At 64.5% G+C, this 22,411-nt stretch carries 22 protein-coding genes, 1 tRNA gene and 1 pseudogene; 14 read left to right on the top strand and 10 right to left on the bottom strand.

From position 1 onward, the window contains the following. Positions 1 to 78: 78 nt before the first annotated feature. A complete protein-coding gene (locus tag QQ977_RS04215) occupies positions 79 to 714 on the bottom strand; it encodes an adenylate kinase (protein WP_285927719.1) in 636 nt (211 codons plus the stop codon). 59 nt (positions 715 to 773) lie between these two features. Between QQ977_RS04215 and QQ977_RS04220 the strand changes: the two genes are divergently transcribed. Next, the gene (locus QQ977_RS04220) at positions 774 to 1,175 is read left to right on the top strand and encodes a hypothetical protein (protein WP_285927721.1); all 402 of its coding nucleotides are present in this window, start codon (positions 774 to 776) and stop codon (positions 1,173 to 1,175) included. 15 nt (positions 1,176 to 1,190) lie between these two features. Here the strand turns inward: QQ977_RS04220 and QQ977_RS04225 are convergent, their stop codons facing one another. After that, complete coding sequence (locus QQ977_RS04225) at positions 1,191 to 1,475, bottom strand: amphi-Trp domain-containing protein (protein ID WP_285927722.1); 285 nt, start codon at positions 1,473 to 1,475, stop codon at positions 1,191 to 1,193. Positions 1,476 to 1,895: 420 nt separating this feature from the next. Here QQ977_RS04225 and coxB point away from each other — a divergent pair. The 3 genes and pseudogenes from coxB to QQ977_RS04240 all read left to right on the top strand — a co-directional run. Beyond that, a pseudogene (coxB, locus tag QQ977_RS04230) lies at positions 1,896 to 2,660 on the top strand (cytochrome c oxidase subunit II); the annotation flags it as partial. A 2-nt stretch (positions 2,661 to 2,662) separates the two neighbouring features. After that, the gene (locus QQ977_RS04235; RefSeq protein WP_285927724.1) at positions 2,663 to 5,143 is read left to right on the top strand and encodes a cbb3-type cytochrome c oxidase subunit I; all 2,481 of its coding nucleotides are present in this window, start codon (positions 2,663 to 2,665) and stop codon (positions 5,141 to 5,143) included. Positions 5,144 to 5,515: 372 nt separating this feature from the next. After that, entirely contained in the window at positions 5,516 to 5,779 is a 264-nt protein-coding gene (locus QQ977_RS04240; RefSeq protein ID WP_285927725.1) for a hypothetical protein, read from the top strand. 385 nt (positions 5,780 to 6,164) lie between these two features. Here QQ977_RS04240 and QQ977_RS04245 read toward each other — a convergent pair whose 3' ends face one another. Continuing rightward, positions 6,165 to 6,392 (bottom strand): DUF7563 family protein, encoded by a 228-nt coding sequence (locus tag QQ977_RS04245; protein ID WP_285927726.1) that lies wholly within the window; start codon positions 6,390 to 6,392, stop codon positions 6,165 to 6,167. Positions 6,393 to 6,618: 226 nt separating this feature from the next. After that, a tRNA-Pro gene (locus tag QQ977_RS04250) sits at positions 6,619 to 6,689 on the bottom strand. A gap of 121 nt (positions 6,690 to 6,810) precedes the next feature. Between QQ977_RS04250 and QQ977_RS04255 the strand changes: the two genes are divergently transcribed. The 5 genes from QQ977_RS04255 to QQ977_RS04275 all read left to right on the top strand — a co-directional run bounded on the left by QQ977_RS04255 (position 6,811) and on the right by QQ977_RS04275 (position 11,590). Further along, positions 6,811 to 7,485, top strand: a complete 675-nt coding sequence (locus QQ977_RS04255) for a hypothetical protein (RefSeq protein ID WP_285927727.1) — start codon at positions 6,811 to 6,813, stop codon at positions 7,483 to 7,485. Between the two features lie 243 nt (positions 7,486 to 7,728). Further along, entirely contained in the window at positions 7,729 to 8,961 is a 1,233-nt protein-coding gene (locus tag QQ977_RS04260; protein WP_430540842.1) for an MFS transporter, read from the top strand. A 32-nt stretch (positions 8,962 to 8,993) separates the two neighbouring features. Continuing rightward, entirely contained in the window at positions 8,994 to 10,172 is a 1,179-nt protein-coding gene (locus QQ977_RS04265; protein ID WP_285927728.1) for a tRNA sulfurtransferase, read from the top strand. A gap of 51 nt (positions 10,173 to 10,223) precedes the next feature. After that, a complete protein-coding gene (locus tag QQ977_RS04270) occupies positions 10,224 to 10,742 on the top strand; it encodes a DUF5804 family protein (protein WP_285927729.1) in 519 nt (172 codons plus the stop codon). Continuing rightward, a complete protein-coding gene (locus QQ977_RS04275; RefSeq protein WP_285927730.1) occupies positions 10,739 to 11,590 on the top strand; it encodes an alpha/beta fold hydrolase in 852 nt (283 codons plus the stop codon). The genes QQ977_RS04270 and QQ977_RS04275 overlap by 4 nt, the downstream gene beginning before the upstream one ends. A 12-nt stretch (positions 11,591 to 11,602) precedes the next feature. Here QQ977_RS04275 and QQ977_RS04280 read toward each other — a convergent pair whose 3' ends face one another. Next, complete coding sequence (locus QQ977_RS04280; protein WP_285927731.1) at positions 11,603 to 12,196, bottom strand: NAD(P)/FAD-dependent oxidoreductase; 594 nt, start codon at positions 12,194 to 12,196, stop codon at positions 11,603 to 11,605. 94 nt (positions 12,197 to 12,290) lie between these two features. Further along, a complete protein-coding gene (locus tag QQ977_RS04285) occupies positions 12,291 to 13,268 on the bottom strand; it encodes a PLP-dependent cysteine synthase family protein (protein ID WP_285927732.1) in 978 nt (325 codons plus the stop codon). 95 nt (positions 13,269 to 13,363) lie between these two features. On the opposite strand from QQ977_RS04285, the gene QQ977_RS04290 reads away from it, so the two are divergent. Continuing rightward, positions 13,364 to 13,855, top strand: a complete 492-nt coding sequence (locus QQ977_RS04290) for a metal-dependent hydrolase (RefSeq protein ID WP_285927733.1) — start codon at positions 13,364 to 13,366, stop codon at positions 13,853 to 13,855. Here the strand turns inward: QQ977_RS04290 and QQ977_RS04295 are convergent, their stop codons facing one another. Beyond that, positions 13,856 to 14,434: a GNAT family N-acetyltransferase gene (locus QQ977_RS04295; RefSeq protein ID WP_285927734.1), complete on the bottom strand. Its 579-nt coding sequence runs from the start codon at positions 14,432 to 14,434 to the stop codon at positions 13,856 to 13,858. A gap of 127 nt (positions 14,435 to 14,561) precedes the next feature. Here QQ977_RS04295 and QQ977_RS04300 point away from each other — a divergent pair, with 127 nt between their 5' ends. The 3 genes from QQ977_RS04300 (at position 14,562) to QQ977_RS04310 (ending at position 18,143) form a co-directional block, all read left to right on the top strand. Then, complete coding sequence (locus tag QQ977_RS04300; protein WP_285927736.1) at positions 14,562 to 16,670, top strand: AMP-binding protein; 2,109 nt, start codon at positions 14,562 to 14,564, stop codon at positions 16,668 to 16,670. Between the two features lie 165 nt (positions 16,671 to 16,835). Further along, a complete protein-coding gene (locus QQ977_RS04305) occupies positions 16,836 to 17,264 on the top strand; it encodes a type IV pilin (RefSeq protein WP_285927737.1) in 429 nt (142 codons plus the stop codon). Positions 17,265 to 17,513: 249 nt separating this feature from the next. Continuing rightward, complete coding sequence (locus tag QQ977_RS04310; protein ID WP_285927738.1) at positions 17,514 to 18,143, top strand: uracil-DNA glycosylase family protein; 630 nt, start codon at positions 17,514 to 17,516, stop codon at positions 18,141 to 18,143. A 7-nt stretch (positions 18,144 to 18,150) separates the two neighbouring features. On the opposite strand, the gene QQ977_RS04315 is transcribed toward QQ977_RS04310, so the two are convergent. Next, the gene (locus QQ977_RS04315) at positions 18,151 to 19,443 is read right to left on the bottom strand and encodes a J domain-containing protein (RefSeq protein WP_285927739.1); all 1,293 of its coding nucleotides are present in this window, start codon (positions 19,441 to 19,443) and stop codon (positions 18,151 to 18,153) included. An 80-nt stretch (positions 19,444 to 19,523) separates the two neighbouring features. Next, a complete protein-coding gene (dinB, locus tag QQ977_RS04320) occupies positions 19,524 to 20,789 on the bottom strand; it encodes a DNA polymerase IV (RefSeq protein ID WP_285927740.1) in 1,266 nt (421 codons plus the stop codon). 117 nt (positions 20,790 to 20,906) lie between these two features. Here dinB and QQ977_RS04325 point away from each other — a divergent pair, with 117 nt between their 5' ends. Further along, complete coding sequence (locus QQ977_RS04325) at positions 20,907 to 21,512, top strand: undecaprenyl diphosphate synthase family protein (protein ID WP_285927742.1); 606 nt, start codon at positions 20,907 to 20,909, stop codon at positions 21,510 to 21,512. Positions 21,513 to 21,524: 12 nt separating this feature from the next. Here QQ977_RS04325 and QQ977_RS04330 read toward each other — a convergent pair whose 3' ends face one another. After that, positions 21,525 to 22,379 (bottom strand): ArsR/SmtB family transcription factor, encoded by an 855-nt coding sequence (locus QQ977_RS04330; protein ID WP_285927743.1) that lies wholly within the window; start codon positions 22,377 to 22,379, stop codon positions 21,525 to 21,527. Between the last annotated feature and the right edge of the window lie 32 nt (positions 22,380 to 22,411).

Consider the following 22,411-nt stretch of genomic DNA (forward strand, 5'->3'; position numbering starts at 1 on the left):
GCGCTGTTACGCCCGCCGGTCGTTGCATTCGATGGGAGACGCAGCTGGTCTGAGAATCTGTTCCCAGTCGAGACGCATTCAGGCCGCGTTCTCGATCGTTTCCTTCACCTCTGCCCAGACCTCGTCGGGTGCCTGCTCGCCGTCGACGCGCTCGAGCAGTCCCTCCGTCTCGTAGTGTTCCACCACGGGCTCGGTGTTCTCCTCGTAGACGCTGAGGCGTTCGCGGACGGTCTCTTCGTCGTCGTCGTCGCGCTGGACGAGTCGCTCCTCGATCTCGGGGTCCTCCGGCGGGTTGTACTCGACGTGGTAGATCTCGCCCGTCTCGGGGTCGAGCCGGCGACCCGTCAGCCGGTGGACGAGCTCTTCCTCGCTGACGTCGAGCATCAGCGCGAGATCGAGCTCGGTCATCTCCGCGAGTTCCTCGGCCTGCTCTAAGTTCCGGGGGTAGCCGTCGAGCACGAAGCCGTCGGCCTGGGAGAGGGCCTCGTCGACGATGGCGTTGACGACCGCGTCGGGGACGAGTTCGCCCTTGTCCATGTACTCTCGTGGGGTGTCGTACTCCGTGTCCATCTCCGAGATGTCCATGTCCTTGTTCGCACGGAGTGCGTCGCCGGTGGTGACGTGCTCGACGTCGAACTCGTCGACGATGTTCGCACTCTGTGTTCCTTTGCCTGCCCCCGGCGCACCGAGGATGAGGAGTCGTGGCTGTGCCATGATCTACCGTTTACAACCGTCACGTAAATGCTTAAAGAATCGCGTCCGATCGGATACGTATGACCCGCTTCGACGCGGCTGACCCTGCCGACCGACGAAAACTCTTTGTCGACGCGATCACGGCTCACCGGACCCGCGCCAGTCCGTTCCTGACGATCGAAGTCGACAAGGAGACGCTCGAGAGCGACGACCCCAAGCTCGACGCGCCGTGGCTTCAGTTTGCCGACGGGATCGTCAACCTCGACTGTACTGACGCGGAGCTCGAGTCCCTCAAGGACCTGCTCGGAGAGTTTCCGGCGTTCAAAATCGACGAGATCACTCGCTCCGATAGTACCGAGGGAGTTAACGTACGCGTGAGCGCGAAGGCCGATCCGAACCGGATCGCCCAGTTCGTCGACGCCACGTTCCAGAGGGTCTACGACTGTCCCGACGAGTTTCGGGCGTGGGTCGTCGCCGTCTGACCACCGACCGCGTGGTTACTCGATGCTAAGGCCGCCGCCGTCACCGTCGGTCTCTCCGTCGTCCCACTCGAGTTCGAACTCGACGGACAGCTCTGCAGGACCGCCGCTGCTCGAGGTTTCGCGCTCGGCTTTGATCTCGAAGGTCGGACGAGACGGCGGCTCCATCGTCACCGACTCGCTGCCGGATTCGAGTTCGATCGCGTCGCCGCGCTCGAGGTTGTCGGCGACAGTACGCAGATACGAGGCGATCTCCGAACGGTCCATCGAACCTTCGAATTTGAAGAGGACTTCTTCGGGCATGGGTGAGCTGAGAACTCGAGAGCACCTATAGGTACTGGAACGGGAATGGTCCTGACCGACGACATCTCGAGTTGGATTGTACTGTTTATATCAATTAACATTATCCGTGTACTACCTTCAAAATCCAGCAATTTTATACACTCAACATCGTATTTCGGAGGATGAGTAGAGGAAATATGTTCGTTATAATAATATGTGTTATAATTAGATTAGTATATATGATATTATCGTAAACATACTCTTATATAAAATACATGAAGACAAATATCACGATAAACAGATTCTATTCTCCGTTGAAGGCCCGTACGGCGCGGCGACGCTCGCAGCCGAGTCCCAAAATAAATAAATACCTAGTCTCTGAATGGGCGAGATAACACGCTCACAATCGAGGTGAATACGATCTTCAACGAAATACATCCGATGCAGACACGCGTTGACGTGTTCGAGGAGATGTTCCTCCTCTTCCTCGGGCTCGGCACGCTCGTCGGCATCATAGTTGTACTGTACACGTTGTACAATGCCTATAAGTATCGGGACTCGGACGATCGCGAGGCCGGTGAAGACCTGCCTTCGGTCGGTGAGTTACCGACCGGTGGCGTCGGTGGGAAGAAGCTCTTCCTGTCGTTCGGTCTGAGCGCGATAATCGTTATCTCGCTCGTCGTCTGGTCGTACGGGATGTTGCTGTACGTCGAGGATCCCGGCGACAACCCCGGAGATGACGGGATCGAAGTCGAGGTCGAAGGCTGGGCGTTCGACTGGGACTTTTACTACAACGACGGTGTCGACACCGAGATCGACACGACAGTCCAGACGACGTCCGTGACTGAGCCGATGCGGGTACCAGCCGATACAAAGGTCTGGGTAAACGTGACCTCGACTGACGTCTGGCACACCTTTGGCATCTCCGAGCTCCGTGTGAAAGCGGACGCGATTCCGGGTGAATACGACCAGACCTGGTTCGAAGCGAGCGAACCCGGTGAGGAGTACACCATCGAGTGTTTCGAACTCTGTGGACCCGGCCACTCCGATATGGAAGCCGATATGCTCGTGATGGAACAAGACGAGTTCGACGACTGGCTGGAAGAAGAAGCCGAAGAACAGGCTGACGACGGCGACGACGAAGAGGAAGAGGAAGAAACGGATGAAGACGACGACAACGACGATTCCAACGACGGAGGTGACGACTGATGGGTGAAGACCTGCCGCCGAAGACGTCGATCAAACGCTGGCTCGTCACCACGAATCACAAGGACGTCGGTCAGCTCTATCTGGCGACGTCGCTCGCCATTCTACTGATCGCCGGCGTGCTCGCTCTTGCCTTCCGGTACCACCTGTTCGAGCCGGGTGGAACCGGCCTCCTCGGTGAAGGGAGCGACGGCGATATGTTCAACCAGTTCGTGACAGCCCACGGGCTGTTGATGGTGTTTTGGTTCTTCTCCCCGATCGGGGTCGCCTTCGCGAACTACTTCATCCCCCTGCAGATCGGGGCGGAAGACCTCGCGTTCCCGCGACTGAACGCGATGAGCTACTGGTTCTACCTGTTCTCCGCTATCCTCGTCATCGGATCGTTCTTCCAGGGCGGGACCTACGCTGGTGGCTGGACGCTGTACGCGCCGCTTAACGTCCCGACCTACACGCCCGCGATGGAGGCGACGACGGGTGGGAACGCGACCATCCTCGGGTTGTTTATGTTCATCATCTCAGTGACGATGGGGACGGTGAACTTCATGACCACCATCCACCGTCACAGAGCCGAGGGAATGGGCCTCTGGAACATGCCCATGTTCACGTGGTCGATCCTGCTGACCGTCTGGATGATGTTGTTCGCGTTCGCGGCGCTGCTCGCTGCGGTCTTCATGCTGTCGGCAGACCGCATCCTCCTGACTCAGTACTTCGCGACTGATCAGGGATCGGGCCTGCTGTGGGCACACCTCTTCTGGTTCTTCGGCCACCCCGAGGTGTACATCGTCTTCTTCCCCGCACTCGGGGTCATGTTCGAGACGTTCCAGACCTTCTGTGGTCGACGGCTCGTCGGTCGCAAGTGGGTCATCATCGCGATGGTGCTGGTGACGGTCCAGTCGTTCCTCGTCTGGATGCACCACATGTTCCTGACGACCATCAACCTCGAGGTCAAGACGCTGATCATGGCGACGACGATCGGGATCTCCCTGCCGTTCGATCTGATGGTCTTCGCGATGATCTACACGATGGTCAAAGGGCGCGTTCGCTTTACCACACCGTTCCTGTTCAACCTCGGCGCGCTCGTGTTGTTCATCCTCGGTGGGATCACCGGCGTCTTCCTCGGTGCCGTCGTACTCGACTACGAGTTCCGTGGCACCTACTGGGTCGTCGCACACTTCCACTACGTGATGGTCGCCGGGGTGACAGCTCTCATCGGCGGCGTCTTCTACTGGTGGCCGAAGATGACCGGGAAGATGTACAGCGAGTTCCTTGGGAAGCTTAGCTTCGCCGTCTACTTCGTCGGGTTCAACCTGGTGTACTTCCCGATGTTCCTCGCCTGGGAGACGCCTCGCCGTGTCTTCCACTACGCGGAGGGCATGCACCTCTACCACCAGATCTCGACCGTCGGCGCGTTCGTCCTCGGGGCCGGCGTCGTGCTGGCGATCGTAACGCTCGTCCACAGCCTCCGCTGGGGCCCCGATGCGCCTGCCAATCCCTGGGAGTTCTCCCGGACGGCCGAGTGGGCAGTCTCCTCACCGCCGCCGCTCGAGAACTGGCCCGGCCGCCCCTCCTACGCGAGTGGCAAACTCGAGTTCGTCGACGACACGCCCGCCACCGACGGCGGGACGGCGACGGCAAGCGACGCCGCTGCCGTCGAACACGAAGAACACGCCGACCACGCAAGCATCTGGCCGTTCGGCATCGCAGTCGGAACCTTCCTGCTGTTCCTCGGGCTGGCCGGGCTGACGCCCACGATGGTCGAGCTTATCGAGCCGTATCACCCCGATCCCGGTTCGATCACTACCGCCGGTGAGATCGGGTATCTCTACCCCGCGATCACCGTCCTCGGTGTGTTGACCCTCGGATTCACCCTCTTCAAGCTCGGCGTCGAGGACTTCAACGTGCCCGAACCACGCGTGGCCGAGCGCTGGCCGTTCGAGGGCATGGGCGACACCAAGTTCGGGATGTGGGTCTTCCTCGCATCCGACGTCGTCCTGTTCGGCGCGGTCATCGGGGCGTATCTGTTCATGCGCATCCACGCCGGCTGGGGTAACTTCGAGACCATCCCGCCGGCGGCCTGGCCCGGCCTGTTGAACACGTACGTCCTGTTGACCTCGAGTTTCACCGTCATCATGGCGCTGGTAATGGCAGAACGTGGCAACAAGAAGGGGCTGCTGGGCTTCCTTGGTGCGACAATCCTGCTCGCGCTTACCTTCATGGGCGTGAAGGCCTACGAGTACAGCGCCAAGTTCGCCGAGGGTGAGTTCTGGTTCAACGGCGTCGAGTACTCGATGTACTACTTCACCACCGGTCTGCACGGTCTACACGTCATCTTCGGCGTGCTCATCGCCAGCTTCATGCTCTATCGGATCATCACGGTCGACGCCTACCTCGATGACGAGCGGCCGGTCGAGTTCTTCGGACTCTACTGGCACTTCGTCGACATCGTCTGGGTGTTCCTCTTCCCCATCTTCTACCTGATGTAGCGCCCTCGCGGCGCTCTCGCTGGCCGGAGCCGGACTCGTCCCGGTTCCGGTCATCAGTTCTCCGCTCTTCGTTTCGCGTGTTTCGCTTTTCACTCGGTGGCGCCGATCGAGAGCATTAGAGGTTCCCTAATCGCCACCGGCAAGCCGTAACCGGACCCCGAAGACGGCACGTGCGGGCAACGGCACGATCGGTCATAGATCGACTGCGAAAACCGATACGACGGGAAGACCGCAGATTCAAGAGGGCGTCGGACTCGCCAGGGCCTTAGAACGTTCTAGACCGACACAACCGGATGAACTCGGGACAACCGAACGAAACGCTCGACCGTCTATATCCCATCGGCTTTCGAACGAGCAGATCACGAAGCCACGATGTCCAGTTCCACCACCCACGACCGACGAACGACGTCGTCTCGCGACGAAGATACGTCCGATCGGAAGACACTCGAGCGGATCGCTCCCGGACTCGCAACGCCTGTCCGCGTCATGAGCTTCTGGATGGCGATCGTCCTTCCCTTTCTGTACGTCCCGTTGCTCGTGACAGGGCTCTCAGATGCCGCCGAGACGGTCACGTTTCTCGGGCTTTTCGTAGCGAACCTCGTTGCGCTCTACGTCGGCCACTCGCATCGTCGCTAAGCGGGCGTCGACAGTACACTACTGTACGTACCTCACTCTGCAGTAGTGTACCGAAGAAAGACCGCAGACGTGCCAACAGCGCCCCGTCCTCGGCAGAATGAGTCGGGGTCCTGTGGAGCTGGAAGCTATAGCGTTTCGAGCCGGACCACTCGACGGTCGTCGACACGATCAGCAACGGCGACGGTAATCTCGCGTTTCTCGCTCGAGGGCTGCTCGCTCATGTCGAACCATCCCGCGCGGCACCGCAGACACACCGACTACCCGCTTTCGAGCACTCGAAACAAAGCTGGTTGTACGGGTGATCCGGGTCACGGTCGACCGCGTACCCCGTGTGACCGTTCTCGAGGTTGACGACGTAGCCGGTCGTCACGGCTGCTCACCCTCGTCAGTGACCGCCGCGCGCGAACGTTCGAGGGTACTCCTCGAGTGGGTCGGGATGGGTAACCGATAGACCGGCGGCACTTCCCTTCGCAATTCGCTCGAGCGTATCGCACTCGGGACAGCGGTGGGCGACGTCGTTATCGTCTCTCTGCGACCGCCGGAACTCGGGCGTGACGTGCGAGCCACAGCAGCGACAGCACCGCGGGTCACGATCGACCTCGAGGCGCATCATGGCTGACACACCCCGTCGTCTTTCGCGGGACACTCCTGGCCGACTTCCTCGATTGCGAACCCACAGAATCGACACATGTGGACCGCTGGCGGGAGGTCCTCGGCATCGGAACTCACGCAGACCACCCCTGCTTAAACACGGGTGTTTAGTCCACCTATCGCCAAAGAGAATTTTGAGACGACAGAGTACTCTCCCTGTCGTAATTTTCATCCGGCAAAACGTTGAATGGGACCGCCGAGAGTCGAACTCGGGTCCTACGGACCCCATCCGCAGAGGATACCACTACCCCACGGTCCCGCACGTGAAACGACGAGTGTCTTCCGTTTAAGGGTGTCGCTTCACCGGTGGGCTGTCACTCGGTCTCGAGCGTTGGCAACCATAACAAAATTAGTATACGATCACTTCGTGAGCGAACCCTATGAACCGGCGGACGTACCTCTCGCTGGCGAGTGGAATCGGGACGGCACTCTGGGCCGGCTGTCTCGACGTGGCCGGACTGAACGACGAAAACGGCGAGACGGCCGATCCTTCGAACGAGGACGACGGTTCATCCGGATCCGGGTCCGGCGACTCGGCCGACGACCGACCGTACGCTGACGTGTCGCCGGAAGACCTCCTGCTGACGCCGGCGGACCTTCCCGAATCGGAGTGGACGACCTTCAACGAGGAAACGACCGACGGGGGCGAGGTCAACAGACGCGATTACCACTTCGAGTACGAGGTGGTAGCTGGTCCTGACGTACTCTGTGAGGTTCGCTCCGGCGTCTACCGTCAGGGCGAGTTCGGCGTCGTCGCGGGAATCGACGTCGGGACGATCGGATCGTACGACGAGTTCGTGACCACGTTCGAACGCGAACGCGAACTCGTCGAGGACGGGGAGATGTACGCTGTCAGTCGAGGGCTGGACGTCGCGGACAGTGGCTTCGCGATGGTCCTCGAGGAGACGACGGTTCGAGCCGACTTCCGTGCCGGAAACACTTGGGGAAAAGTTATGGTTTCGCTCGCGAGCGGTCGAGAAGAGCACGCACCGCTGGCGCCGTCACTCGATCAGGTCGAGACGCTCGTCGCCGAGAAGTACGACGGTTGGCACTAACTGGCAGCCAGACGGCTGACATCGCCCCCGTCCGCCCAAACGAGTCCATGCCAGTCGCGATCGACCGGCTCGGAGACCGTGGGAACTGTCACCGGCTTCGCTTGAGACGAATCGCTGTAACTGGTTACCGGGGCAACCGCCAGACGTGTCACGGTTGTCCCGGAACGGACTGACAGCAGTCAGTATGAGAGAGTTCGGAAAGTCCAAGACCGATCCCGCCGTACGACGGGACGGATCCGTTCGGTGACCGACTCGAGTAGCTCCCGTAGCGTCGTTCTCGCCGTCGTCGCGAGCACGTTCTTCGTCGGCTTCGGCGGCGGTGTGGTGTTTCCGATTCTGCCGAACCTCGAGGCGGCACTCGGCATCTCGGCGGTTATGGTCGGGCTCATCTTGAGCGCGAACCGGTTCGTCCGACTGGTGAGCAACGCGCCGGCGGGAGCACTCGTCGACCGCGTCGGGACGCGAACGCCGTTCGTCGCCGGACTCGCGATCGAGGGCGTCGCGACCTTTGGCTACGTAATTGCGCTTCACTCCGGCGCGCCGGAAGCGTGGTTTCTCCTCGCGCGGGTTCTCTGGGGAGTGGGTAGCGCGCTCGTATTCGCGACCGCGTACACGATCACGGCAGACGTCAGCGAGGCCGACTCGCGGGGGGCGAGCATGGGCATCGTCCGGGCCGGCATCACCTTCGGCTTCCCGGCTGGGCTCGTCCTCGGAGGTGTCGTCAGCGACCTCTACGGCAACTCAGAGGCGTTCGTGCTGGCCGCCGCCTTCGCCGCGTTCGCGAGCGTCATCGCCTACCTGATCGTTCCGGAGACACACGTCGAGAACCCGAAGGGCTCGGTCAAACCCTGGGACGTCGAGACGACCGTCCCCGCACTCACCGTTGGCCTCGTCAACTTCGGGCTCTACTTCGCGTACATCGGCGTGTTGTTCTCGACGCTCGTCCTCCTGCTCGGAGCCCGCGAGGTCGCCGTCTTCGGGCTCGACGCCCAGGGTACCTCCGGTATGTTGATGGCCGTAACCGTGCTCGCAGGCGCGACGTTTACGATCGGCGGCGGCGTCTTGAGCGATACGGTCGGCGCGCGCGTTCCGGTGTTGATCGTCTTCCTCCTGACGACGTGTGTCGGCTTCGCCGTCCTCGCGTTCGCCTCCTCGCTCGAGGTGCTCGTGCTCGCCTGTCTCCTGATCGGCGCAGGCCAGGGCGGCGTCGGCGGTCCGCTCACCGCCTTGCTCGCCGATCTCACGCCCGACGAGCGGATGGGCCGCGCCGTGGGGACGAACAACGTCCTGGGTGACGTCGGCGGCGGGCTCGGGCCGCTCGTCTCGCTGCCGCTCGTCAGAACCGTCGGCTTCGAGGCCGTCTACGCCGCGAGTGCGATCGTTCCGGCGCTCGCCGGCGTGATCCTCCTCGCCGGCATCTACCGTCACACGGGACGGATCAACCCGACGGTTGCGGAGTCGGCCGATCCCTCGTAACCCCCTTAAGCGGCGACCAACTACCTCGAAGCATGCATCCGCCGGGAGCCGACGTCGTGCTCGTTCGCCACGGCGACGTGAACGTAAAGAGCACGCAGGTCAAGCGGTACATGGTTGGGCTGCTCGTCGAGCACCTCGAGGCCCTGCTCGCGGACCGGTCGGTTCCCGGCGAGGTCGACCGGCGCTGGAACCGGCTGCTCGTCCACACCGACGAGGCGTCGGTCGCCGAGGCGGCGGCGACGGCCGCCGACGCGTTCGGCGTCGTCTCGGCCAGTCCGGCACGGGCCGTCACGCCCGAACGGGAAGCCATCTACGAGGCCCTCGCCGAGACCGCCCGCGAGTGTTACGACGGCGGCTCCTTCGCCGTCGACGCCCGCCGGGCCGACAAGGACCTGCCGTTTACGAGCGAGGACCTCGCTCGCGAGGGCGGCGACGAAATCTGGGCCGCCGTCGAGGACGAGTTCGAGCCCGAGGTCGACCTCGAGGATCCAGACCTCACCTTCGGCGTCGAAGTCCGCGAGGACGCCGCCTACGTCTACCTCGAGGAACTCGACGGGCCCGGCGGGCTCCCGCTTGGCTCGCAGGCTCCGATGGTCGCGCTGATCAGCGGCGGCATCGACTCGCCGGTCGCGGCCTACGAGGTGATGTGTCGGGGCAGTCCCGTGGTCCCGGTCTACGTCGACCTCGGGGAGTACGGCGGGGTCGACCACGAGGCACGCGCGATGGAGACAGTTCGCTCGCTCGCACACTACGCCCCGAACTTCGACATGCGCGTCTACCGGGTACCCGGCGGGAACGCCGTGGAGCGACTCGTCGAGACGATGGAGGAAGGACGCATGCTCTCGCTGCGGCGCTTCTTCTATCGCGTCGCCGAGGAAATCGCCGCGGAGGTCGACGCAAGCGGCATCGTCACCGGCGAGGCCCTCGGCCAGAAGTCGAGCCAGACCGCCCAGAACCTCGGCGTCACGAGTCGGGTCACCGACATCCCCATCCACCGGCCGCTTTTGACCTGGGACAAACAGGACATCGTCGCCCGTGCCCGCGAGATCGAGACGTTCACCGACTCGACGATCCCGGCGGGCTGTAACCGGGTCGCCCCCGACCGCGCCGAGACAAACGCCCGTCTCGAGCCACTGCTCGCGGCCGAGCCCGACGACGTACTCGAGTACGCCGTGCGGGCGGCCGCGAACGCGGACCGCGTCGAGCCGTAAGCTGCACCCGAAGGCGAAACCGACATTACGCTCTCGCTCCCACGTGAGACAGTGACCCGCGTCTGTTTCATCGGCTCCCCGGACGTGAACCTGCGGTACGAACTCCTCTCGCGGGAGACCTCTCGGGAGGCCCTCGCGACCTACGACCTCGAATGCCCCTTCGAGAACACGCTCGCCGTCCGGACGGTCAGCGTCGGCGCGGCCGTCTCTCTTCTCAACGATCTCGAGTGGTACCTCGTCCGGTTCGTCGACGAGGCACTGCTCCAGGAGCCAAGCGTCAGCGAGGCGGAGTGGCTCTCACGCGAGCTCGCGGAGTCGCTTCGAAGCGGCGAGATCACGCCCGAGGAGACGGGCGAGTATCTGAAGATCTACGGCGTCGAGTCGGCCGAGGAGGACGACACCGCAGGCGGTTCCGAGAGCGGACCCGGTGGCGCGACCCTCACGGCACCCGTCCGGCTCGTCGAACCGCTGTACGCCCGCCGGACCGACGGCAACGTCCCCGCCTACGACCTCCGGGACGTCGCCGAGACGCTGGTCGTTCGGCTCACGGAGGCTGAGTTTTCCGCATGAGTGGCACCGGAATCACGACGGTCGACGGACGACGTATCGCCTACCAGCGGGCCGGAACGGACGGCCCACCCGTCGTCTTGCTCCACGGTGGCGGCGTCGACGACTCGCGACTCTCGTGGCGACACACGATCGACGCCGTAGCCGAGGAGTATCGGGTGTACGCCCCCGACTGGCCCGGGTACGGCGACAGCGAGGACGGGATCACCCACACGACGGAAGCCTACGTCGACGTCCTCGCCGGCTTTCTCGAGGCGGTCGGCCTCGAGCGAGCGACACTCGCCGGCATTTCGATGGGCGGAGCCGCGGCGCTCGGATACGCGCTCGAACGGCCCGAGCGGGTCGATCGACTGGCGCTCGTCGACAGCTACGGGCTCGGACGGGAGATCCCGGCCGGCCCGTTCTGGAAGACCGCCGCATACGTCCCGGGATCGAACGCGATGGCCTGGTCCGCGATCGGCACCTCGAAACAGGCAACGCGGCTAGGACTTGGAAACGTCGTCGCGAACCCTCACAACCTCTCGGACGAGTTCGTCGAGGCCGTCCGATCGCGGGCGAGCCGGCCGGGTGCCGGAACGGCGTTCGAAGCGTTCCAGCGCAACGAACTCGGCCCCGACGGGACGGCCGCGACGAGCTACCTCGAGGACCTCGAGTTCTTGTCCGTTCCTACGCTGCTCGTCCACGGTGCCGAGGATCCGCTCTTTCCCGTCCGCTGGTCGAAACGCGCCGCGGCGAAGATTCCCGAGGCCGACCTCGAGATCCTCGACGACTGCGGTCACTGGACGCCGCGGGAACGGCCCGAACGGTTCAACGAGATCTTGCGGGGGTTTCTCGAGCGTGAGAGCCGGTAGGAATCGACGCCGTCACTCCTCGTCGGCCATCGACTCGAAGACCGCGTCGGCGTCGGCGGGAACGTCGAAGTCGTGGAAGTGTTCGCCCTTTTCTTTCGTGAGCACGTTGAGCGCGGCAGCCGCGCCGTCGCCGGCGGCGATGACTGCCTGCCACTCCTCGGCCCGGACCATCGCACCCGTCGCGTAGGCGTCCGCGACGTTCGTCTCCATCGTCACGTCGACGTCGACGATGTCTCCGTCGAAGTCACAGCCCAACGACTCCGCCAAGTCGCGGTTCGCGCCGGTCGCGAGGATCACGTAGTCGGCGTCTTCTTCGCCGTCGTCCGTCTCGACGCGGAAGCCGTCGTCGGTTTCGGTCACGTCCGTTACCTCCTCCTGTCTGCGCTCGACGCCGAAGCTGTCGACCTGTTCGCGGGCGGTCTCCATGAACGCCGACCCGTCCCGGGAGCCGATGCCGAGGTAGTTGAAGAGGTGGGCCTTGTGCATCCACGTTTCGTCCGTATCGAAGACGGTCGTCTCGAGGCCATTCTTCTGGGTGAACAATGCGCCACTGAGGCCGGCGGGGCCGCCGCCGACGACGATCACGTCCGGGTCGGAATCGCTCATACGACGCGGCTTCCACTACCATCGATAAAATACCACGCGGGGTATTTCAGAATCCGATGGTTTCACGCGTTTGCACGATTCGGTGGTAGTCGAGTCAGTCGAACAGACCGGTCGAGAGGTAGCGTTCGCCGCTGTCCCAGAAGACTGTCACGACGAGCGGACAGTCCTCGACGTCACCCCCGTCGGCCTCCGTCGGTGTCCCGAACTGCCGTTCGAAGGGGTCGGGCAGGGTCGGACACTCGCGATCCGGATCGGCGATCTCGCTGGCGACTCGCTGGGCGACGAGACTCGTCGCGCCGCTGGATTGGCCGACGAGCACCCCCTCCTCGCGGGCGAGACGGCGACACTCGGCTTCGGCGTCCTCGAGTCGAACCGTCTCGACGGAATCGATCAGATCGGTATCGAGGTTCTCGCTGACGAAGCCGGGTCCCATCCCCTGGAAGTCGTCGTCGCCGGCTTCGCCGGTCGAGAGTACGGCGTTTCGTTCGGGCTCGACGGCGACGATCTCGACGTCGGGAAACGCCTCGCGGAGCCGCCGGCCGGCACCCGACAGCGTCCCCCCGGTACCCACGCCCGCGACGAAGACGTCGACCTCGCGGTCGCCGACCTGTTCGACGATCTCCTCGCCGGTCGTCCGGTAGTGAGCCTCGGGATTCGCCGGGTTGTCGAACTGGCCGAGCTGGACCGCGCCCTCGGCCTCAATCTCGTCGGCCCGCTCGCGGGCGTCGGTCATGTCGCCCTCGACGAGCTCGAGGTCGGCCCCGTAGGCGGCCATGATCTGCCGTCGTTCCTCGGACTTGGAGGCGGGCATGACGATCGTGAGGTCGTAGCCGCGAGCGGCACAGACGAGTGCGAGCCCGATCCCCGTGTTTCCGCTCGTCGGTTCGACGATCCGGTCGCCCGGCTCGAGCGTGCCGTCTTCCTCGGCCGCCCGGACCATCGCCATGGCGGGGCGATCTTTGGCCGATCCACCGGGATTGAACGACTCGACCTTGGCGGCGACGGTCGTCCCCTCGGGTGAGTCGACCTGGACCAGCGGCGAGCCGATGGTGTCCAGGATACTCGCTTTCATCGCCTCCCGGTACGCATCGGAGACGTAAACCCGTACTGGACCTCGGCAGGCCGTGCCGGTGGAGTTATATTTCGCTGGCGCCTCACACTGTCCAGATGTACCAGGCTGGACACGTCGGCGCGGCACTGCTCGCGTACACGCCGCTTGGCGTGGCCACCGCGCTTGCGGGCCACGAATCGGTGGCAATCGGCGGCGCGCTCGTCTCGATCGCGCTCGCGACGCTACCCGACGTCGATCACCAGCTGCCGTCTATCGAACATCGAGGACCGACTCACACCGTGTTGTTCGCCGTACTGGTCGGAATCGTCGTTTCCGTCGCGGCGACCGTCGCCGTCGGTCCGTCCTCGACCGTCGGCGGCGTTTCGATCGGCGCGTTCGCTTTCGTCGTCGGGACGCTCGCGATCGTCTCACACCTGCTGGCCGACGCGATCACACCGATGGGGATTCGACCGTTCTGGCCCGTGTCGGACCGACACTACACGCTCGATCTCACGCGGGCGGCGAACCCGGTCGCAAACTACGCGCTCCTTACAGTCGGCGTCGTCGCCGTCTCTCTCGGTGCTGGCGTCGTCTCCGCACTCGGCTGACTAGCGGCCGGTATCGTACTTGTACGTCGCCGAATCGGGGTCAATACCGAAGTCTTCGGCCGTCTCGCCGTCGTCTTCGTCGTCCTGGCGTGCCGTTGCACGTTTGAACGCCTCGCGGAGTCGTTCCGGCATCCGGAACCGGCCGACCTCGATCCGTAACGGGACCGCGTTCGGATCCGTCTCCTCGCGTTTCTCCTCGAGGCGATCGGCGAGCGGTGCCGGAAGCCTCCCTTCCTCGATGGGACGGAAACCAAACTGCATAAGATACTCTACCTCGCCAGTCAGCGCGTACACGGCCTCGAAGCCGTCGTCGCCGGCGTACTCGAGTAAGCGTTCGATCACGTGGGCACCGACGCCCTGGCCGCGCCACTCCTCGAGGACGCCGATACTCGTGAGTTCACAGACGTCCACCTCGCCTTTGTGGACCCGGATGCGACCGAAGCCTGCCTTCGTGCCGGAGTTCTCGTCGATCGCGACGACGTAATCGCGCGAGCGGAACGCCGTGTCGTCGAGCTCCATCGACTCGATCTGCTCGAGCAGCCAGACCTCCTCTCTGTTTTTCGCGTCCCGCACGTACATGATTCGAGATACGGCATCCGTAACCTAAATCGTTTGTGGAGGGTCGAACAGCGACTCGAGCGATGGCGAGTCGATGTGACTGGTGACAACTTTCTTCGCGTATGGTGTGAAACAGTGACAATGAGCCATGGAGAACGATTCGGTCGACGAAATCGTCCACGAACCGGCCCAGGAGTTCGTCGAATCGACGAACGTCTACGCGTTCATGCAGGAGTACGGCATCGACGACTACGACGAACTCATCGAGCGCACCACAACGGAGGTCGACGGCGTCGACGAAAGCGGCGTCGGCTGGTTCTGGGACGAGCTAGTCGACTACCTCGGGATCGAGTTCGACGAGGAGTACGACGAGGTCAGAGACGACAGCGAGAGCGAGACACGAAGCGTCTCAGCGGGTGCGAGCGATGAACCCGCGAGCCGCGGGGGGCCACAGTTCACCGACTGGTATCCCGGTGGGAAGATAAACATCGCCCACAACGTCCTGGATCGCCACGCCGACCTCGAGGCGGAGACCCGAAACAGGGTCGCCTGCATCTGGGAGGGCGAAGACGGCGAGGTTCGGGAGGTAACCTACCACGACCTGCATCGCCAGTCGAACAAGGTAGCAAACGCCTTAGAAGAGCGGGGCGTCGAGACGGGCGATACGGTTGCACTCTACATGCCGATGGTGCCCGAGGTCGTCTCGATCCTCTATGGCTGTTTCAAAGTCGGTGCGATCGTGGTGCCGATCTTCTCGGGTTTCGGCGTCGAGGCCGCCGCGACGCGGATCGAAGACAGTGAGCCCGCCGTCTTGTTCACCGGCGACGGCTTCTACCGCCGGGGAGACCACGTCCTGTTGAAGGAGTCGGCAGACGAGGCTATCGACGAGGCGGGCCACGTCGAACACACGATCGTCGTCGATCGCCTCGGTGCCAGCGACGACGACGTCGACCTCGAGATTCCCTGGACCGACCGCGACGAGTGGTGGGCCGAGGCCGTCGAGCGCCAGGACGACGCCTACGAAACGGCGTCCCTGCCCTCGGACCAGGAGTCGATGTTGCTGTACTCCTCGGGGACGACCGGCAAGCCGAAGGGGATCGTCCACACCCACGCCGGCGCGTTGATGCAGTGTGCCAAGGAGGTGTACTTCGGCTTCGATCTGAAACCCTCGGACCGCTTTTTCTGGGTGTCGGACATCGGCTGGATGATGGGGCCGTGGACGCTCATCGGCACCCACACCTTCGGCGGGACGACGTTCATGTACGAGGGCGCACCCGACCATCCCGAACCCGACCGATTCTGGGAGATGATCGACCGCCACGCGATCACCCAGTTCGGTATCTCGCCGACCGCCATTCGGGCGCTTCGCAAACACGGCACGCGTCAGACGTCGTCTGACGAGCCATCCGGCTCCGGAGAAGCCGGAGACGACGAGTGGGTCGAGGGCCACGACCTCTCCTCGCTACGCCTGCTCGGCTCGACCGGCGAACCCTGGGATCCCGAGTCCTGGCAGTGGTTCTACGAGAACGTCGGCAACGAGGAGACACCGATCATCAACATCTCTGGCGGCACCGAGATCTGTGGCTGTTTCCTCATGCCGATGCCGATCCAGCCGCTGAAACCCTGCACCCTCGGCGGCCCCGGACTCGGGATGGACGTCGACATCGTCGACTCCTCGGGCGAGTCCATCGCCGACACGAACGAACGGGGCTTTCTCGTCGCGCGTGACTCCTGTCCGTCGATGACCAAGTCGCTCTGGAGTGGCGACGAACGCTACCTGGAAGAGTACTGGTCCTCCTGGGAGGACCTCTGGGACCACGGCGACTGGGCACAGAAAGACGAGGACGGATTCTGGTTCCTCCACGGCCGGGCCGACGACGCCCTCAACGTGGCAGGTCGGAAGGTCGGCCCCGCCGAGATCGAAGGCGTGCTCATCGACCACGACGCGGTCAACCAGGCCGCCGCCGTCGGCGTTCCCGACGAGACGACGGGCACTGCCGTCGTCGCCTACGTCATCTTAGAGGAGGGCGAAGAACCCTCCAAGGAGCTCCGCGAGGAACTGCGCGCCCAGGTCGGCGAGGAACACGGCAAGCCGTTTCGCCCCCGCGAGCTCCTCTTCGTCGACGAGTTCCCGAAAACGCAATCCGGCAAAGTCATTCGCCGGGCGATCGAAGCCGCCTACACCGGCGAAGACCTGGGAGATCTCTCGAGTCTCGAGAACCCCGACGCCCTGGCGGCACTCGAGGAGGCGAGTTGAGTTCGCGTCGGCTGTGGATTCTCGCGGTCGCGTCGACGAACCGCACGGCGGCGTCGGCGGGAACGCAACGGATTCGCGAGGCATCGTAGACGGGACGGTCGTTGTTCTCTAGGCGTTCTCCGATGGGCGCAAGTGATTTAGCGGGTGCGCCTGTATGGTCGGTCGATGAGCCCGCGTCGTCCCCTCACAGACGAGGACGATGGTCTGTCGCCCGTCGTCGGCGTCGTGTTACTCGTCGGAATCGTGGTCTCGGCGATGTCACTGATCCTGTTCGCGGTCTCGGGGTACGGCGTGTTCGAGTCCGAACCGAGCGCCGATCTGGTGTACTACGAGGATAGTACCGGTGGTGGTCTCGAGGTGACGATCGCCGTCTCCGAGGCGGATCGCCTCTCCGAAGGGAACACACGTGTCCAGGTCGACGGCGAGCGCTGTGACGATGTCTGGGACGGAAGTGGGGAGGTCGAGCCCGGAGACGTCGTAACGTTCGACTGTGGCGGCGGTATCGACGAGGGTGATACGGTGCAGATCGTCTGGTCTGACGGGCCCGGATCCCACGAGACGCTGATCGACACCTACGACGTACGCGACGACTGATACGGTCTGTTGTGATTCGGTACCGGTGATCGCTCGAACGGGGCAGCGGTCACCGGTAACACGTTACAACGATCCGTATGACCGCTCGAGGCCGGAAACTGGGCGTCCCTCTCGACAGGGCCGCTCCAGCAGCGCACCATGTCTCTCGCGAAACGTCGTCGGGACTGGTATCTCTGCGTTCGAGGACGTCGCGGTTGCCGACGCATAACTCCCGAGACGAATATATGCCGGCCGGGCGTATCCGGCCCCGTGAAACACGTCACGGACAGGGTGAGCAATCCCTTCGGGATGGCTCCGCCGTGTGAGCACAGTCCGGACGCCGGACGCCCCGTTTTCGGCTACGGCGACGCCAACGCCGACTTCCACCTGATCGGCGACCACCCGGGCGTCCACGGCGGCGAAACGACCGGCGTCCCGTTCACCGGGACCGACTCCGGCGACGCCGTCTACGAGCTGACCGTCGACCTCGGATTCGCGAGCGGGCCACGGAATCGTCCCGTCGTGGCGAATCTGTTCGCGAGCTATCTCCACCTGTGCCCGCTCCCCGACGGACGCGACCCGACCGACGAGGAGTACGCTTCCCTCGAGCCCGTCTTCGACGCGGAGCTGCGGGCGATCAACGCCCACGTCCTCCTGCCGGTCGGCGACCGCGCGACCGATCACGTCCTCCGGGCGTACACGACCCAGCGCGACCGCCTCGACCTCGAGATGGCTGACCTCCACGCCAGCGAGATTCGCGGACGGGGCGTTCTGGTCGTCCCGATCAGGGAGCCGACCGAGTGGGAGACAAACGAGCGCGAGACGATTCGCGAGACGCTCGCGGAGATCCTCGCGTCCGATTACCGCCAGACGAAAGGCGTGTCGACGCGAGTCGGGTGAAGTGGCGTCATCGCCCGGTTCGTCGCCTGACGGCCATCCGTAGCGACAGACCGAACGCGCCGGCAAGTGGCAGGACGACGAACGCGAGCAGATCCACGGCGATCGGCGACGACCGGGGGACGGCCGCGCCGACAGCGAACGCGACTGCCGGGGCGAAGACGGCGAGGACGTAGCCGTACGACGGTGACCAGCCGGGGAGTTTTCGCGTCCGGTGGATGGTCCACCCGAACAGCAACGGCATGAGGACGGCACCGGCGAGCAACGGTCCGCCGACGAGGACGGTCGTCAAGCCGATTACGACTGCGAGTGCGGCCATCTCCCCCGTCGAGACCGGCCCTCGTCGGCTCCGGACGATGCGCGTCCCGGCGAGGAGGGCGGACGACAGCGCGACGACGCCGGCGGCGACGCCGATCCCCGCTACCGGTGTAACGGATGGCACGACCGGCTCGAGTTCCGTGAGGACTCCGCCAGGGGTGGCGATCTCGTGGCGACCGCTGGTGAGAACCGTCCACGCGCCCGCCGGGTCCGCGCCGACCGCGGCGAGTTCCGTCCCGAGCGTCGACAACACGGCCGCGTTCTCGAGGACGAGGTGGACGAGCCCGGCGAGGTACGTAAGCGTCGACGCCCAGATGAGCGCCCAGGCGGCGTTCACGTTCGGGTCCCGAACCCATCCGACGAACGCGGTGTCGGTGTTCGACTCGTCACGAGGAGGCGTCGACGCTTCGGTCGACGTCCCCGTCGGCTCGTGCGTCGACGACGCCGTCCCGCTGGCGGCCGCCGTCCTCGAGGCGGTCGCACTCGAGGTGGCCGTCGACGCGGTCGCCGTGCCCGCAGCCGTTGGGCCAGTGCCGGACGTGGCCGCTGTGCTCGACGACGTCGACGCGCCGGCTCCGGTAGCGGACGCGTCGTCCGAGGTGGCGTCCGTACTCGAGGACGAGCCCCGTCTCTCCGTCCGATCGCTGGATTCGTCGCCGGTCGAGGTCGACGCCGTCTCCGAGGACGGTTCGTCGTCGGTGTCAGTGTCGGCATCGGCGTCGGTCCCGAAGACGTCTGCCGACGGGAGCCCGGAGGTCCGTTTCGCGACGTACGTTTCGTGACCGAGGCGATCGTACGCCTGTCGTTCGGTCGGATCGTCGAGGACGTCGTAGGCCTTCTTGAGCGCCACGAACTGCGCCTGGGCGCGGTCGTCGTCGTTCAGGTCGGGGTGATACACCCGGACCTGTTCGCGAAACGCCGCCGTGATCTCCTCCTGGGAGGCGTCCTCGGGCACGTCGAGCAGGTCGTAGAAGTCCTCGGTCATGGCTCGCTGGCGACTGGTGTACTCTCGAGTATGTCCACGGAGGTTATAAATACGAGGCGGATTGCCGGCGTTCTAACGGATCACGAGAAGTCCTCGAGCGACGTCTGTCCGTCCGCGGCCGTCTCCGAGGCGAGCGAGGCATCCGTCCCGTCGGCACCGGCGGACGACCCTCGGTCACCCGCCGACCAGCCGTCGAGACTCGCTTGATCTGTCGCGGCGAACTCGAGGTTCGAGACCCTGACGCCGAGCTTTCGGACGCGTCGGTCGTCGAACTCGGTGAGCAGCTCGAGGGCGATCTCGGAGACGAGGTCGGGATCGTCGACCGGCCCCGGGAGCGATCGTTCGCGGGTGTGGACGTCGTACGGTGGCGTGACGGCTTTGACGCCGACGGTACGGTACATCGCACCTTCCCGGCGCGCCCGATCGGCGACGGCGGCCGCGAGCGTCTCGATTCCCTCGCGTTTCGGGCCGGGTTCCTCGACGGGCGAACCGAACGCCGACTCTCGCGAGAAGCTCTTGGGTCGTCCTCGTGGCTCGACCTCGCGGTCGTCCTCACCGCGGGCACGGTCGTAGATCTCCCGGCCGCGCTCGCCGAAGCGTTCGACGAGCGGTCCGGGATCGGCCGCGGCGACGTCGCCGGCCGTCTCGAGTCCCAGTTCGCGAAGCTCTCGAGCGGTGACGGGGCCGACGCCGTAGAGCAGGTCGACCTCGAGCGGGGACAGAAACTCGCGAACCTCGTCCGGGCGGACGACGGTGAGCCCGTCCGGTTTGTCGAAATCGCTCGCAATCTTGGCCGCGCTCATCGTCGGCGCGACGCCGATACTGACGGTGATGCCGACCTCGCGACGAACCCGGTCTTTCACGTGGCGTGCGAAGCCGTCGACCACTTCCCAGGCGGTGCGGTCGGTGACGTCGAGGTAGGCTTCGTCGACGCTGACCTCACGGACGACGTCGGCACAGTCGTGGAGAATCGCCTTGACCTCGGCGGCGACTGATTCGTAGTGGTCCATGTCGACCGGGCGGTAGTGACCCGTCTCGGCGCGGGTGAGTTCGGGATCGTCCTGGAGGTCCGCCCGGCGGGGGAGTCGCTCGAGGGCAGTCGAGATCGCTTGTGCGCTCTCGACGCCGAACTCGCGGGCCTCGTAGCTCGCGGTGGCGACGGCACCGACGGTCTCGCCCGGCTCGTAACCCATGCCGACGACGACGGGCTCACCGCGTAAGTCGGGGTCGCGGAGCCGCTCACAGGCAGCATAGAAGCAGTCGGCGTCGACGTGGAGGACGATGCGATTTTCCTCGTCCTCGTCCACATCGCCGGCGACGCCCGGAAGCTGCGGTCCGTCTGCCATGGTCGTGGCTTCTCGCGAACGGACGTCAACGTTGTGTCCTTCCGATCGACGCTTCGGCGTTCTCGGCGCTCGATCGAAGCCGCAACCGTTAGGATTCACGACGGGAAACGTCGATTCGTGGGACTGTACGAACGGTACCTCGCTTTCCGCATCCGCCGTCGCGTCGGCGATCCGCCGGAGCACGTCGCGCTCGTCATCACCGAACGCGACCTCCTCGAGCAAGGGGCCTACGAGACGCTCGTCGACTTCTTCGAGTGGGCGTTCGAGTACGCGAGGCAGGTGACCGTCTACGTGAGTGTCCTCGACACCGCGGCAGTGCCGACGCTTCGTCGACAGCTCGAAGAGCTCGAGACGCCTCGCGACGTCGCGGTTCGGGGACCGGACGATCGGGACCGGGCGGATGCGCCGATCCGGATCGGGATCGGACTCGGCGGAAAACACGAGTTCACGAGCGCCGTTCGAACGCTCGCAGAGGGCGTCGCGGCCGGCGAACTCGAGCCCGGCGAGATCGACGACGAGGACGTCGAACGTCACCTCGTCTTTCCGTCCGAACCCGATCTCGTCATCAAAACCGGTGCGGAACGGCTCTCGGATTTTATGATCTGGCAGTCGGTGTACTCCGAACTGTACTTCACCGACGTCAACTGGCGTGACTTCCGCGAGCGAGACTTCCTACGAGCGGTTCTCGAGTTCTGTACCCGGTCGCGGCGGTTCGGACGGTAGGGAGGGCTCGTACTACGCCAGTCGTCTCGCCGACCAGTACCAGTAGGCCGTGACTATCACGAGTACGAGCAATCCGCCCAGGAAAAAGAGGAGTCCGGGCGGCAGCGTCGTCGCGGTCTCGAGTGCGTCCGGTCCGGCGTCGGTGACGACCGGTACCTCCCCGTCCGGCGCGGCCGGATCGCCGACGTCGTCGGCGTCCTCGAACGCGACGTCTTCCTCGTCGGCATCGTCCGCCTCGGGCTCTTCGTCGGCTACGTCCTCGTCTTCGTCGGCCGCCGGCTCGTCGTCCGGGCTGGCGAACGCGTCGACCTCGTCGTCCGTGTCGTCTGTCGGTTCGTCCTCGGTCGCCGGCTCGTCGGCCGGTTCGTCGTCGGTCGCCGTCGGCGCGGGATCGGCGGTCGGACCCGTGTACTCCTCGACGGTGGGGCTGAAAAACTGCCGGGCACCGTACTGGACGAGCAGGCTCCCGCCTGCAAGCGCCGCGAGTCCGCCGACGAACCGCGAGAGCGCGTCTTTGAGCTTCGTCGCCGTCGACTCGTTTCCGGTGACGATCAGTGGACCGTTCGCCGTCGCGTAGACGCTCATCTCGTTGCCCTTCTCGGAGTACCAGGTGTCGACGACGTCGACCAGCCCCGCCTCCTCGAGTTTCTCGAGGTGATAGCGGACGTTCTGGATCGAGGAGTCGATCGATTCGGCGACGTCACTCGGCGTCCCGGGTTCCTCGTCGAGTCGCGCGTAGATCTCCCGGGCCGTCGTCGACGAGAGCGCGCTGAACACCGCGTCGGCGTCCTCACCCGCCAGATCGACGACCCGCGGCTGCCCTTCCTCCGAAGACGTCTCAGACCGGAAGGGAAACAGACGGGCCATGCTCTTCTCTCGAGTTCGATTCCCGACACGTA

The organism is Natrialbaceae archaeon AArc-T1-2 (assembly GCF_030273315.1).
Classification (GTDB): domain Archaea; phylum Halobacteriota; class Halobacteria; order Halobacteriales; family Natrialbaceae; genus Tc-Br11-E2g1.

Excerpts from the sequence above, each read along its gene's own strand:
- QQ977_RS04215 (WP_285927719.1), bottom strand. The coding sequence starts at position 714 with ATGGCACAGCCACGACTCCTCATCCTCGGTGCGCCGGGGGCAGGCAAA.
- QQ977_RS04220 (WP_285927721.1), top strand. The coding sequence starts at position 774 with ATGACCCGCTTCGACGCGGCTGACCCTGCCGACCGACGAAAACTCTTT.
- QQ977_RS04225 (WP_285927722.1), bottom strand. The coding sequence starts at position 1,475 with ATGCCCGAAGAAGTCCTCTTCAAATTCGAAGGTTCGATGGACCGTTCG.
- QQ977_RS04235 (WP_285927724.1), top strand. The coding sequence starts at position 2,663 with ATGGGTGAAGACCTGCCGCCGAAGACGTCGATCAAACGCTGGCTCGTC.
- QQ977_RS04240 (WP_285927725.1), top strand. The coding sequence starts at position 5,516 with ATGTCCAGTTCCACCACCCACGACCGACGAACGACGTCGTCTCGCGAC.
- QQ977_RS04245 (WP_285927726.1), bottom strand. The coding sequence starts at position 6,392 with ATGATGCGCCTCGAGGTCGATCGTGACCCGCGGTGCTGTCGCTGCTGT.
- QQ977_RS04255 (WP_285927727.1), top strand. The coding sequence starts at position 6,811 with ATGAACCGGCGGACGTACCTCTCGCTGGCGAGTGGAATCGGGACGGCA.
- QQ977_RS04265 (WP_285927728.1), top strand. The coding sequence starts at position 8,994 with ATGCATCCGCCGGGAGCCGACGTCGTGCTCGTTCGCCACGGCGACGTG.
- QQ977_RS04275 (WP_285927730.1), top strand. The coding sequence starts at position 10,739 with ATGAGTGGCACCGGAATCACGACGGTCGACGGACGACGTATCGCCTAC.
- QQ977_RS04280 (WP_285927731.1), bottom strand. The coding sequence starts at position 12,196 with ATGAGCGATTCCGACCCGGACGTGATCGTCGTCGGCGGCGGCCCCGCC.
- QQ977_RS04285 (WP_285927732.1), bottom strand. The coding sequence starts at position 13,268 with ATGAAAGCGAGTATCCTGGACACCATCGGCTCGCCGCTGGTCCAGGTC.
- QQ977_RS04290 (WP_285927733.1), top strand. The coding sequence starts at position 13,364 with ATGTACCAGGCTGGACACGTCGGCGCGGCACTGCTCGCGTACACGCCG.
- QQ977_RS04295 (WP_285927734.1), bottom strand. The coding sequence starts at position 14,434 with ATGTACGTGCGGGACGCGAAAAACAGAGAGGAGGTCTGGCTGCTCGAG.
- QQ977_RS04300 (WP_285927736.1), top strand. The coding sequence starts at position 14,562 with ATGGAGAACGATTCGGTCGACGAAATCGTCCACGAACCGGCCCAGGAG.
- QQ977_RS04305 (WP_285927737.1), top strand. The coding sequence starts at position 16,836 with ATGAGCCCGCGTCGTCCCCTCACAGACGAGGACGATGGTCTGTCGCCC.
- QQ977_RS04315 (WP_285927739.1), bottom strand. The coding sequence starts at position 19,443 with ATGACCGAGGACTTCTACGACCTGCTCGACGTGCCCGAGGACGCCTCC.
- dinB (WP_285927740.1), bottom strand. The coding sequence starts at position 20,789 with ATGGCAGACGGACCGCAGCTTCCGGGCGTCGCCGGCGATGTGGACGAG.
- QQ977_RS04330 (WP_285927743.1), bottom strand. The coding sequence starts at position 22,379 with ATGGCCCGTCTGTTTCCCTTCCGGTCTGAGACGTCTTCGGAGGAAGGG.